At 69.2% G+C, this 13,130-nt stretch carries 9 protein-coding genes; 1 reads left to right on the top strand and 8 read right to left on the bottom strand.

What is annotated here, in order from left to right:
* Window positions 1-30 precede the first annotated feature (30 nt).
* The gene (locus ASF09_RS18280; RefSeq protein ID WP_060527500.1) at window positions 31-867 is read right to left on the bottom strand and encodes a class I SAM-dependent methyltransferase; all 837 of its coding nucleotides are present in this window, start codon (window positions 865-867) and stop codon (window positions 31-33) included.
* Window positions 864-3,281 carry an HAD family hydrolase gene (locus ASF09_RS18275; RefSeq protein WP_060527499.1) on the bottom strand — a complete coding sequence of 806 codons (2,418 nt, stop codon included), beginning with the start codon at window positions 3,279-3,281 and terminating at the stop codon, window positions 864-866. The genes ASF09_RS18280 and ASF09_RS18275 overlap by 4 nt, the downstream gene beginning before the upstream one ends.
* Before the next feature lie 155 nt (window positions 3,282-3,436).
* On the opposite strand from ASF09_RS18275, the gene ASF09_RS18270 reads away from it, so the two are divergent.
* Complete coding sequence (locus ASF09_RS18270) at window positions 3,437-3,799, top strand: flagellar biosynthesis regulator FlaF (RefSeq protein ID WP_404969223.1); 363 nt, start codon at window positions 3,437-3,439, stop codon at window positions 3,797-3,799.
* 59 nt (window positions 3,800-3,858) lie between these two features.
* Here the strand turns inward: ASF09_RS18270 and ASF09_RS18265 are convergent, their stop codons facing one another.
* From ASF09_RS18265 to ASF09_RS18240, 6 genes are all read right to left on the bottom strand, one after another.
* Complete coding sequence (locus tag ASF09_RS18265; RefSeq protein WP_060527498.1) at window positions 3,859-5,280, bottom strand: efflux transporter outer membrane subunit; 1,422 nt, start codon at window positions 5,278-5,280, stop codon at window positions 3,859-3,861.
* A complete protein-coding gene (locus ASF09_RS18260; RefSeq protein WP_060527497.1) occupies window positions 5,273-8,323 on the bottom strand; it encodes an efflux RND transporter permease subunit in 3,051 nt (1,016 codons plus the stop codon). Before ASF09_RS18260 ends, ASF09_RS18265 begins: the two co-directional genes overlap by 8 nt.
* A 3-nt stretch (window positions 8,324-8,326) precedes the next feature.
* Window positions 8,327-9,478 carry an efflux RND transporter periplasmic adaptor subunit gene (locus ASF09_RS18255; RefSeq protein WP_082444448.1) on the bottom strand — a complete coding sequence of 384 codons (1,152 nt, stop codon included), beginning with the start codon at window positions 9,476-9,478 and terminating at the stop codon, window positions 8,327-8,329.
* Window positions 9,479-9,600: 122 nt separating this feature from the next.
* Window positions 9,601-10,692, bottom strand: coding sequence for an AraC family transcriptional regulator (locus tag ASF09_RS18250; protein ID WP_060527495.1), 1,092 nt, complete (start codon window positions 10,690-10,692; stop codon window positions 9,601-9,603).
* A gap of 114 nt (window positions 10,693-10,806) precedes the next feature.
* Window positions 10,807-11,580, bottom strand: coding sequence for an SDR family NAD(P)-dependent oxidoreductase (locus ASF09_RS18245; protein WP_060527494.1), 774 nt, complete (start codon window positions 11,578-11,580; stop codon window positions 10,807-10,809).
* On the bottom strand, window positions 11,577-13,001 hold the full coding sequence (locus ASF09_RS18240) for a coniferyl aldehyde dehydrogenase (protein WP_060527493.1): 1,425 nt from the start codon (window positions 12,999-13,001) through the stop codon (window positions 11,577-11,579). The genes ASF09_RS18245 and ASF09_RS18240 overlap by 4 nt, the downstream gene beginning before the upstream one ends.
* Window positions 13,002-13,130 lie beyond the last annotated feature (129 nt).

Here is a 13,130-nt window from a genome sequence, read left to right as displayed (position 1 = left end):
GCCGCAGGGCCTTCGGTCCGGCGCGCGGCATTAAGCGGCGACCGGATGGTCGCGCGTCATGTGGCCGTCCTGCCAATCGATTACCGCGAGGTAGTTGCGCAGGCGGCTTTCCTCGATCCGGGCGAGCAACGCATTGTCGTGCAGGGGTAACAGCAGCGCCGCGACCGCCTCACTCCAGGGTGCGTCGGCGGCGAACACGACGCCCAGGCCGAACACCGCGGGAAGATAGGCGAAGGCCAGCGCGCGACCGTCGGTGGTGGCGTCGGCGACGAAATCCTCGACCGCGGTCAGGACGCCGTTGCGCGGGCCGCCGGCCTGCAATGCGAACGCGAACTGGCCCATGCCGCGAAACCCGCGACCGGGGGTCAGGTCGTCGCGGTCGAGCAACGCGCCCGCGGTGTAGCTGTGCGGATGGCGGTGCTCGGCGGGAATGCGGTCGGGCGCGTAATACATGTCGCGGCGCGCGCACGGCCAGCCGACGTCGTGGAGGAAGGCGAGCAACGGTCTGCCGTCGCGGCGTCCGATCCGGTCGATCTCGGCGAGTTCGCGCGAGACGGTGTGGTAGTTGTGATCGCCGTCGATCAGCCACGCATCGATCCCCGCCAGCCCGGGCACCGCGTCGAGGCTCGGCTGCGCGATATGACGGACGCAGGGCGTGGCGGCGGCCCAGGCGGCGAAGCCGGGCGCGGGGGAGGGGTCGATGCTCGTCAGATGCCCGTCGATCGGCGCGAGGTGATCGGCAAGCCGGTGCGACATGCCGCCGAACTCCGCACCGATCTCGGCAACGTCGCGCGCGTCCGCGGCGGTCAGACACGCGAGGATGGTCGCGGAGAATTCGGCCATCGAATGGATCAGCAACTCGCTCATGCCACGGCTCCTGCGAGGACTGGGGCGTGCTGGTCGGTGCGCGGCGCGACGGGATCGCGCGGCACGAGCGGACGGAAGACGATCGCCAGCATCATCGGGACGGTTTCGCTGCGGGGCGTGAGCGGCGGCGGCGGGACCATCAGGAACGCGTCGGGGTCGGTGCACTGGAACAGATGCGGGGCGACCTGTTCGAGCCCTTCGCACGACGGCATCGCGGGGATCGCCCGGGCGCTGGCCCTGGCGTCGCCGACGAGGAACGCCTCGACCGGGAGAAAATGCGCGGACTCGATCTGCAGCCATTCATGCTCGCGACCGAACTGCACGCCGACCGTGTAGCGGCATGCACCGACCGGGATCGCCGCGACATGATAGCCGTCGTGCGTCGGCGTCGCGCGCACGCTGTCCGCGAACGCATCCTGCCCGTCGACCATCAGCACCGGGATATCGATCCCGGAATCGCAGAAGTCGGCATAGCGCAGATCGAGTCCGAAGCGGCGCTGCGCGAGGTAGGCGAGGCTGGTCGGCAGGCCTTGACCACGCAGTTCGGCGGGCAGGTACATCCGGTCGCTGTTCTTGAGATAGAACAACCCGCGTTCGCGCAGGCCGCGGCTGGCGGTCGCCGGATCGAACAGCGTGATCATGTGATCGGTACCGAGATTGGCGTCATGTTCGAAGCGGGCGAACAGCGCGATCTCGTGCGGGAGCGGCAAAAACAGCAGCCGGGCCAGCGCGGCGACCGCCGCCGGTTGCGTCGTCGTGGCCGCGTCGCGATCATGGCGGCGGATCGTCGCCGACCGTTCCGCCTGCGCAAACACGACGCAGCCCGCCTGGACGCGTTCGCGCGCCTCGCTCTGCTGGCCCTTGATGCCGGGCATGCCGCGGACCGCTGCGCCATCCGCATAGTCGATCACCGACCCCTGCGACGCGGTGCAGAGCTGTTCGACAACGGCGATCGATCCGATCAGCGCGTCGAGCACGCCCTGGTCGTAGGTCGTCGCATCGATCATGCCGCATTTGTCGAGCCCGCTCGGCAAGGTCTCCGCGAGCAGCAGGTAGCGGCCGGCGACATGCACCCCGAACGCGTCGGACAGCACGGCCTCGATATTGTTCTGGACGCTGCCGTTATAGCCGAGGTCGACGAGCATCAGCGTATCGCCGGGCGCGGGATCGACGAGGGCGCGGATATAGGCGATCAACCGGTCGGCGAACGCGCGTCCACGCTGTGCGATGCGCTCGGCCCAGGGCGCCGCGCCGATCGTTTCGGCGAGCGAATAGGCGCCGTTCTTGGTCGCGGCGTCGGCGACCAGCACGTCGGCTTCGTCCGCGTCGATCAGCAGCTGGCGGAGAAAATCCTTGCCCGATCCGTCGCCGATCTCGTCGACCACGAACCGTCGCGCGGCGCCGTCGCGGCCGAGCCCCGCGGCGATCGCGGTGAAGCGGCTGATCTCGACCGCGTGCGTGGCGCGATCGGGAAATGCTGCGTCGAACACGAGCCGCGGTAGGAAGCCGTCGCGCATCAGGAACAGCAGATGCGTGGTGCCGCCGCGCTCGGCCTGGTTCGCGTCCGCTTCGGTCGCGATCCAGTGCGCGAACGGCGTCATGATCGGGCCCAACGTGGCGAACCCGAGCGCCGCCGCGGGATCTTCGATCGCGGGCTCACCGAGCGCCACCGCAGCACGGTGCGGCTGGAAGATCGCATCCGTGTCCGGCCCGGCGACGAGCGTGGCGACGCTCCGCTCGAGCCGGTGACGCTGTACCGCGGTCTCGGTGAACTGGACCAGATGCAGCGCGCGCAGGCCGTGACGGGCCGCGGACACCGCGTCCGCGACCGGGTTGTCGCCGATGTGCAGGATGCGGTCGGCGAGGACCGTGGTTTGGCGCAGGACGGTGTCGAACAGCGCTTCGGCCTTGGCGCTGCGATGCTCGCACGAGCAGAATATCCGGTCGATCAGGTCCGCGACCTCGTCGCCCGCCGCGGCGCGGATCAGCGTTTCGAGCTGATCGCGTTCGAGATAGGTATCGCTGACGATCATCACCTTCAGCCCGCGCCGCTTGGCCTCGCGCATCAGCGCCACCGTCGGCGCGAACGCGTAGCAATGCTGCGCCTCGACCAGGATCTCGTGGTTCACATAGCGCTCGCGCGTGGCGGTATCGGCGTCGGGGAGTAGCGCCGCGTAGATTTCGCGCAGCGTGACTTCGCCCGAGCGGCGATGCTCCAGCAATCGCGCTTTCCGCGCGACGGCTTCGGCACGGATCCGCTGGTCGGACGACACGCCGTCCAGCAGTGCGAAGATGTCCGCGGGCCTGTGGGTATCGCGCCACAACAGCGTATCAAAACAATCGAGCGACAGCATCGACAGTCCGCGATGGCCATCCAGGGCGTGCGGCAACTGGTGAGGCAGGATGGTCTGCATGGACGGGCTTTCCGGCTAAATGGCGTCCCGTAGTGCCGCCCGCAGCGGACCTGTGTGGAACCCCGCAGTGGGACATGACCATCTTATAGGACGCAACCGGCACCGCCGGCCGCTGCTGCGTCCTAGAATAGGGGAAAGACCGAACGGAGCAGCCGATGTCCACGTCCCCGATGTCCCTCAACGCGTACCAGCGCACGCGCACGATTACCGAGAGCCCGCGCGCGACCGAATGCCGGCTGATGCGCCAGATCACCGGCGAGATGATCGCCGCGCGCGATGCCGGCGTGGTCGGCGTGCCGCTGACCGCGATCCTGTTCCGCAACCGCGAGGTCTGGAACGCCTTCTCGACGGCGTGCGCGGCGCGCGGCAACCGCCTGCCCGATTCCCTGCGTGCCTCGATCGTATCGCTCGGCCTGTGGGTCGATCGCTTCACGAGCACGGTCGTGGCCGGTCGCGACGACATCGACGGGCTGATCGACGTGAACCGTGCGATCATCCAGGGGCTCGAGCAGGACTGACGCGGTCGATCGTCGCATATCCGAATGCGACGATCGGGTGGCGATGCCCGGCATCGGGCCTAGCCGCCGAGCGCGCGGTGGAGCTGGATGTGCGCGAGCGCCGACGCGACGCGCTGGCGAACGACCGCGAGCTCTGCCGACAATGCCGCTTGGCGCGTGTCGAGCAGGGGCAGTGCGCCGATATCGCCGCGGGCGTAACGGGCCTCGACCATGGCGACCGTTTGGCGCCGCGACGCCAGATCGCGATCGTAGAGCGTGGCGCGTTCGGTTGCGGCGCACGTCGCGGACAGCGCGTCGTCGACTTCGCGCCAGGCGTTGAGGACGGTCTGGCGGTAGGCGATCGCGGCGCTGCGGTCTTCGGACCGCCGCAGGTCGAGTTGCCGTTGCAAGCGTCCGCCGGAGAAGATCGGCAGCGACAGGCTTGGTCCGATGCTCGTGCTGCGCGCGTTCCAGCCGAAATCGGCCAGGTTCAGCACGTCGATGTCGAACAGTCCGGTCAGGCTGATCTTCGGATAGAAATCGGCCTGCGCGACGCCGATCTGCGCGGTCGCCGCATGAAGCCGCGCTTCGGCCTCGACGATATCGGGGCGGGTCCGCGCGACCTCGGAGGGCAGACGCGCCGCTACCGACGGGAGCGGCCTGAGCGGTGCCAAGGTGGCGCGGTCGAACGGGACGGTATCCGGTGTGGCGCCTACCAGGATCGCCAGCGCGCGCTGCGTCGTGGCCGCCTGATGGTCGAGCTCGACGATATCGCCGTGCAGCGCACGCAACTTCTCCTCGGTCGCCGCGCGATCGATCGGTGTCGCGAGACCGCGGTCGAGCAGCGCGCGTGCGATCGCGGCGTTGCGCTCGGCGAGCCCCACGCCGTCCTGCGCGATGCGGCGTTCCTCCCACAGGCCGCGGAGCTGGACATAGGTACGCGCCACCTCTGCCTCGACCGACAGGCGTACGCCGCGCGCGGCGGCTTCGGTGGCTGCGACCGACGCCTCAGCCGCCTCGGCCTGGCGACGATGACCGCCCCAGAGGTCGAGCTCCCAGCTCGCGCCGACCCCGACGCTGTAGAGATCGAAGTCGACGCCCTTGGGCGGGGCGGTCGTCGGGGTGACGCCGAGCAGCGTCTGCGTCACCGAGGCGATCCCCGCGGTGCCAACCCGCTCGCGGCTGTAGCCCGCCTGACCCTCGACCTGCGGCGCCCCGGCGGCGCGGGCCTGCCCCCGTTCGATCCGCGCGGCGGTGATCCGTTCGATCGCTGCCGCGATGTCGAGGTTGTCCGCGCCGGCGCGCGCCTCCAGCGCGTCGAGTACCGGATCGTCGAAGCTGCGCCACCAGCGCGCATCGGTGCTTGCCGATACCGGGGTCGCCCCCTGCCAGACCGGCGGCAGGATCGGCGCGGGGGGCGTGAAGTTCGGGCCGACCGTGCAGCCTGCCAGCGCGGCGGCGAACAGCAGCGGCAATGCCCGCGTGATTTTCGGATCATGCATCGTGGTGGTCCTGCTGCGGAAGGCTGGATGTGCGGTCGAACGCGAGCGCGTAGAGCGCGGGCAGGGCGACCAGCGTGAGGATCGTCGCGCCGATCAGCCCGCCGATCATCACGATCGCCATCGGCCCCCAGAAGATGTTGAAGCACAGCGGGATGAACGCGAGCACCGCCGCCAGCGCGGTCAGCACGACCGGACGCGAGCGGCCGATCGTCGCGGCCCGGATCGCGGCATGCAGGTCCATGCCGTCTGCCTGATTGTGCGTCACCTGATCGACCAGGATGATCGAGTTGCGCATGATCATCCCCGCCAGCGCGATCAGTCCGAGCAACGCGACGAAGCCGAACGGCGCGCCCGTTACGACCAGCGCGGTGACCGCGCCGATCAGCCCGAGCGGTGCGGTCGCGAGCACCAGCAAGGTGCGGCCGATGCTCTGCAACTGGATCATCAGCAGCACGAGCATCAGCGCGAAGGTGACCGGCAGCAGCGCATAGATCGCGTCGTTCGCCTTGGCCGACAACTCGCTGTCGCCGCCATCCTCGATCCGGTATCCGGCGGGCAGCGATGTCGCGATCGCGGCGACGCGCGCGGCGGCGGCGTCGACGACTTCGGACGCCTGCACGTCGCCGGTCATGTCGGCCTGCACGGTCATGCAGAGTTCGCCGTTGCGCGTCCATAGGATCGGCTGCTCGGTGGTCGCGCCGATCCGCGCTACCTGGCCGAGCGGGACCGGACCGCCCGGCGTGCTGACCGCCATGTCAGCAAGCCGCCCCGGATCGGTGCGATCTGCCGCCGTGCCGCGCACGACGATGCCGATCCGCTTAGTCCCGCGGAGGACGTCGCCCGCCGGCTGACCCGACATCATGGTCGCGACGTCACCCGCCAGCCGCGCGCGATCGAGCCCGAGCCGCGCGACCCGCTCGGCGTCGAGATCGAGCCGCATCGCTACCGACGGCGTCCCCCAGTCCGCCTGGACCGCGGTCGTGCCCGAGGTCGTCCGGAGCACTGCCTCCAGCCGTGCGGCGATGGTCCGCAACATTTCGGGATCGGGGCCGATCACGCGGTATTGGACGGGAAAGCCCGCGCTCGGCCCGAGCGACAGGCGGCGGATGTGGAGCTTGGCCTCGGGGGACGCGTGGTTCGCCAGCAGCTGCGCGATGACGCGTTCGCGCGCGTGAAGGTCGGTCGCGACCAGCACCATCGTCGCGGTCGCCGGGTCGGGCAGCGAGGGGCCGTAAGGCAGATAGAAGCGTGGCGAGCCCTGGCCGACATAGCTGTCAGCCTGCGCGATATCGCGATCCTTGGCGATGCTCGCCTCGATCCGCTTCACCGCTGCCGAGGTTGCCGCGAGCGAGGACCCTGGGCGCAGGCTGACGTCGACGATGATCTCGGGGCGGTCCGATACGGGAAAGAATTGCTGGCGGACCAGCATCGCGCCCGCGAGACTCGCTATCAACAGCGCCGCGGTCACCGCGACCACCGTCTTGCGCCGCGCCATGCACGCATCGACGACGCTGCGCAGTCGCCGATAGACCGGCGTGTCGTACATCGCGTCGGCGTCGTGATGCGCGTGCGCCTCGGGGAGCAGCCGCACACCCAGATACGGCGTGAACACGACCGCGACGACCCAGCTGACCAGCAATGCCGACCCGGTCACCCAGAATATCCCGCCGGCATATTCGCTGGTGGTCGATTGCGCGAACCCGACCGGCAGGAAGCCGACGATCGTCAGCAGCGTGCCGGTCAGCATCGGGAACGCGGTGTGCGTCCACGCATACGCAGCGGCATCGGCCCGGCTCGCGCCCTGTTCGAGCTGGACGACCATCGCCTCGACGCTGATGATCGCGTCGTCGACCAGCAGCCCGAGCGACAGAATCAGCGCGCCGAGCGAGATCCGCTCGAGTCCGATCCCGCTCGCCCCCATGAACAGCGCGACGATCGCCAGCGTCAGCGGGACGGACAGCGCGACGACCACGCCGGTCCGCCAGCCGAGCGTCACGAACGCGACCAGCAGGACCACCGTCAGCGCGCAGAAGAACTTGATGAGGAACGCGTTCACCGCCTCGCGGATGTTCTGGCTCTGGTCCTCGACCTGGGTCATCGTGACGCCGGCGGGCAGCGTGTGGCCGAACGTGGCAGCGACCTGCGACAATTGCTTGCCGAAACCCAGCCCGTCGGCACCCGGCGCCATCGCGATCGCCAGCACGACCGCAGGCTTCGCCGCATGGCGGACCAGGCCGTCGGGCGGATCTGCATAGCCGTTGCTGACCGTGCCGACGTCGCCGACGCGGATCGTGCCGTCCGCGCCGGGAATGGCGGTGGTCTCGACCGTATCGACGCCGTCGACCGTACCGCCAATCCGGACGGGGACGCGCATCGAGCGCTCGACCGCGCCAGCGGGTGCGACGCTGCTGCGCTTTGCCAGCGCCTGCACGACGGCGTCCGGCGACAGCCCCAGTGCGGCGAGCCGGCGCGAGTCGACATCGACGAATAGCCGGCGCGGTACCTCGCCGGTGATCTGCACCTTGCCCGCGCCGGGGATGCGAAGCATCGCGTCGCGCGCCTGTTCGGCCAGCGCCACCAGCCGCGCATTGTCCGCACCGGTCAGCGTGAAGACATAGCCGTAGACGTCGGCATAGTCGTCATCGGCGGCAACCGTCGCCCCCGCGGGAAGCCCCGGCTCGAGATCCTTCAGCTGCTTGCGGACCTGTTGCCAGATCACCGGCACGCGGTCCTTCGGCGCGCTGTCCTTCAGCGAAACGCGGATCGCGCAGCGACCGTCGACGCAGTAGGTCTGGAGGAAATCGAGGTCTTCGGTCGCCCGCAGCCGGCGTTCGATCGGGTCCGCGACCTGCGCGCGCATCGGCGCCGGCGACGCACCAGGCCACGACGCCGCGACGATCATTTCCTTCAGCGTGAAGGTCGGATCCTCGTCGCGCCCTAGCGCGAAGAACTGCGCGGCGCCGGCCGCGAACAGCAGCGCGATCAGGAAGCCGACGAGCGCGGGGTGACGGATCGCCCAGCGCGACAGGTTGAAGCGGGCCATCGCTCAGTTGCCGCCCGCGACGAGGCCGGCCATGACGACGCGCTGCCCTTCCGACAGCGTGTCGCCACCGCTTGCGACGATCTGCTGGCCATCGGACAGGCCCGAGACGATCGCGTCGTCGCCGCGCAGTTCGACCAGATGCACCGGCTGGCGGTGGACACGGTCGCCAACGCCGTTGCCGCGCCCATCGCGGCCCTTGTCGCCGACGCTCGACAGCGACCAGACGTGCGGCTGGTTGCCCCGTGCGCCGAGCGCGGTCAGCGGCACGCGGATCGTCGCCTTCGGATCGGCCATCCGCAGCGTGAGCGTTGCCGAGCTGTTGAATGGGATCTGCGAGACGTCGCCGAGCACGCTGAACCGCGCGGTCCGCAACCGCAGCGCGCCGTCTGCCGCCGGTCCGACCAGTCTCAGCCGAGCCTCAGCGATCGTGTCGGGCGCGGACCAGAAGCTCGCATCCGCCATCGTCCCGCTGGCAACCTGCACGCGCTCGGGCAGGCGAACCTCGATTTCGGGACCGCCCGCGGCCAGCCTGACGACGGTGCTGCCGGCTTCGACGACGGTCCCCGATTCGACCGCCCGTTCGGTCACCACCCCGTCTTCTGGGGCGATCAGCACCGCGTCGGCGAGCGTCGCTCGGCTGTGGTCGAACGCCGCGCGCGCCGCATCGCGCTTCGCCGCAGCGGCGCTGGCCGCCAGCGCGCGGTCGCGGACCTCTGCTGCCGACAACGCGCCGATCCCGTCGAGCCCGGTGGCACGTCGTGCCGCGTCGCCCGCGCGGACCGCCTCGGCGGTCGCGGCGGCGAGGTCGGCGCGTGCCTGTCCGGTATCGGCGATCGCCTCGGCGTGCGAAAGGCGGGCGAGGACCTGCCCGGCGCGGACGTGATCGCCGACCTGGACGTTCAGCGCGAGGACGCGGCCACCGGTCTTGAACCCGAGCGCGATTTCGCGGCGCGGGCGCAGGACGCCGTCGAATGTCGCGGTCTGTCCGCCCGCGTGATGGATGGTGACCACGTCGACCAGCGTGGCGTCCGATCTGGGCGATACGACCGGCTCGGAAGAACAGCCGGCGCAGGCGAGGAGGGTCAGACCGGCAGTAATTAGCCTAGTCGGCAGCTTGCTCGGCAGCCCGGTCGGGGCAGTGGAAATCATCGGCATCGTCGCGTCCCGTTGTGAACGCGGTCGCCCTGCCGATTCGGGTCGATCCTGGCCTGCCGATCCTCGAAACCGACCAGTCGATTTCGAAAACGACCGGTCCCGACGCCTGTGAGCCGGCTTCGCTAGCCTTCGAGGTGCCGCCGTCGAAACGCGCTGGGGGTTTCGCCGAGTCGTTCCTTGAACACCCGGTTGAACATCACGAGGCTGCCGAATCCCGCATCCATCGCGATCGTCAGGATTGGCACGTCGGCCTGCGAGGGGTCGGCAAGCGCGCTGCGCACTTCGGCGATCCGGTGTTCGTTGAGGTAGTCGCTGACGTTGCGATAGCCGAGCCCGCCATTGATATGCCGCCGCACGCGGTATTCGGGCGTCTCGACGCGCGCGGCGATCATCCCGATCGTCAGGTCGGGATCGCGGTAGGCGCGGTCTTGCGTCATCATCGCCGCCAGGCTCTGGCCGAGGCCGACGTCGAGGGGTTCGGGCGCTGCGACGGCTGGAACTTCGCCGACCACCGGGGCGGCATCCGCGCTCAGGAAAACCTCGGGGTGGCGCAATCCGAACAGCAGCGCGCTGATCACGAACGTGCCCATGAACAGCCCGGCGGCGGCGGTCATTCCAGACACGGCCAGTTCGCCGGTCGCGCGACCGACGATCTCGCTGCCCAGCAGCCACAGGATGATGAGCCCGATCGACACCACGAAGATCGTTCGCGCCTGCCGCCGCGCCTCGACCAGATCGCCCTGCCGATTCCGCCATGCGAGCCACTGCGCATGGATCGCAAACGCCATTCCCCCCAGATAGACCGCGATATCGAGCCCACGGATCGGCGCGGCCAGTCCGCGCCCCTGCAGGCTGACATACAGCGTGCATCCCAGGAACGCCGCGGCCAGCGCCATATCGATCGGTTTGGGCCTGAACGCATCGTCGAACCAGGCGCGCGCGAACAGCCAGAACAGGGGAATCGCGGCGCTCGAACTCAGATCGAGCAGCGGATCGAACGCGGTCGGCGCATGCGGCAACCCCGCCAACGTACCGACCACCGTACACAGCGTTAGCGCCAAGCCGAACCGGCTCGGCAACGACGCCGGCGACCGCGCGAACACCACCGCCGCCAGCATCAGCAAGCCGATCGCACCGCCGCGAAACAGGAGATCGAGCTGGGGAATCACGGTCGACGATACCGGGTCATGCTGGCCATCAGCGGCGACAACCATGCCGTTGCCGGTATGTCCAGTCCTACCGGTTGCGGCCGTTTGCGGACGGAGACGCGCGCACGCGGGGTCGCCGCCGGGTCGGGCCGGCTAGGTAACGCAAAACCCGGCTGCGTGTCATGTCCGTGCCGCGCGCAGGCGCCGACGAAGCAGCATCGTCACGATCGCCTGGGGAAGGACGGTGGCCATGCGGACAAGCCAGCTTATCGAAGCCGGAAAGCGATAGTCGCTTCGCTCGGTGCGGAGCGCGCGGACGACATGCGCGACGCCGCGTTGCTCGGATATCTCGAACGGCGAAGGCATGGCATGCGCCTGCGTTCGCGCCGTGGCGACGAAGCCGGGATAGATGCTGACGAATCGGATGCCGTGATCGGCGAACTCGACGCGGCACGTGTCCATCAGCAGCCGCATCGCGCCTTTGGCGGCAGAATACGGCCCTTGCAGCGGCACGCCCATCAAGCCGGCCAGCGAATTGGTATGCGCGACCATGCCGGAACCTTGGCGCATCATATGGTGAAGCACCGGAAAGAGGTAGTTGACGCAGACGTCGTAATTGCTCCGCATATAGTCTTTGACCGCGCCGACGCCGATCGTCCGCAGGTCAAGATCGGGGGCGCCGCCGACGTTCATTAGCAGCAGGTCGATGCGACCGAACCGGGCGATCGTCGCCTCGACGACCGCCGCGGCTTCGTCTTCGCGCAGTGCGTCGGCGGGGTGGATCATGCAGACACCGCGGTCGAGCGCGATCTCCGCTGCGAGGCTTTTCAGTTCGCCCGCCCGTCGCGCGGTCGCGACGATCGTTGCGCCTTCCGCGGCTAGCCGTCGCGCGACACCGCGGCCCATGCCGCTCGACGCGCCGACGATCAGCACGACCTTGCCCGCGAAGATCACCGGCCGTCGCCGAGCGGCTTCAGCCCGGCCACCAGCCGCATCGTCAGCCGCGCGGCGGTGCCCCAGGGCGGGCCAATCCGTTCGAACATGTTGATCGGCCCGGCCTTGTGCACCGCGCGAGCGTGACTGAACCGGAGGAAGCCGTCGCGGCCGTGATAGGCGCCCATGCCGCTGGCGCCGATGCCGCCGAACGGCAGGCTGTGCTGCGCGACATGGAGCAGCGTGCCGTTGATCGTCACGCCGCCCGAGGTCGCGCCATCGAGGATCCTCCGCTGCATCGCCGCGCCGTCCGCAAAGCAGTACAGCGCGAGCGGTCGTGGGCGCGCGCGGACGAAGGCCAGCGCCGCATCGAGCGTGTCATAGGGTTTCACCGGCAGCACCGGGCCGAAGATCTCCTCGCGCATCAGCGTGCAGTCGTCGGGCGCGCCGAGCACCACCGTCGGCGCGATCCGGTGCCCGGTCGGGGCCGGCGCCGGGTGGGTTAGGATCTCCGCACCACCGCGCCGCGCCTCCTCGATCGCGTCGGTCAGCCGCTGGTGGTGCCGCGCGTCGATGATGTTGCTGTAGTCGCCATTGCGTTCGATCGTCCGGTAGCGGTGCACGGCGGCGGACAGCACGCCGTCCGCGAACCGGCGTGCCGAGGCGGCCGGCACCAGTGCGTAATCGGGGGCGACGCAGGTCTGGCCGGCATTGAGATAGCGACCGAAGGCGATCGACCTGGCGGCGCGGTCGATCGCGAAATCGGGGGCGACGATCGCCGGTGACTTGCCGCCAAGCTCCAGCGTCACCGGCGTCAGATGATCGGCGGCGGCGCGCAGGATATGACGCCCGACATCGGTCGATCCGGTGAAGACGAGGTGATCGAGCGGCAGTCCCGACAAGGCCTGCGACACCGCGACGCCGCCCTGCACGACCGTCAGGCGATCGGCGTCGAACCGGTCCGCCACGAGGCGTGCCAGCAGGGCGGCGAACGCCGGGGAGGCTTCGGACGGCTTGACGATCACGCGGTTGCCTGCCGCCAGCGCATCGATCGCCGGTCCCAGCGTCAGGAACAACGGATAGTTCCAGGGCGCGATCACGCCGATCACGCCGAGCGGCTCGTAGCGGACCCACGCGGTGCCCGGTTGCAGACTGAGGTCGACGCGACGCGGCGAGTCGCGCATCCATGTCTTCAGGCGTGCACGGCTGTGGCCGATCGCGGTGATCAGCGGCACGATCTCGAGGATGTCGGTTTCGGTCTTCGACCGCCCGCCGAAATCGTCGGAGATCGCCTCAATCAACGCGGCGCGTCCCTCGATGAGCAGGTCGTGCAGCGAATCGAGCAGCGCCTGACGGATCGACGCACTGGCCGCAACGTCGTCGCGGGAGGCGCGATGTTGGCGATCGAACGCGGTGCGCACCGCCTGCACTTCGGGAGTCATGGCAATCCTTTCATGGCGTCTCGACGACTTCCTTCGATCGTATGGCGAACACCGCTACCTAACAAGAGCGATGATCATATTTAGGTGTAGCTATCTATATTAAGGTTGATAGGATGATCACATCGACTC

It is taken from the genome of Sphingomonas sp. Leaf242, from assembly GCF_001422045.1.
In the GTDB taxonomy this organism is placed as follows: Bacteria; Pseudomonadota; Alphaproteobacteria; order Sphingomonadales; family Sphingomonadaceae; genus Sphingomonas.
This window is presented reverse-complemented; position numbering and strand designations above follow the sequence as displayed.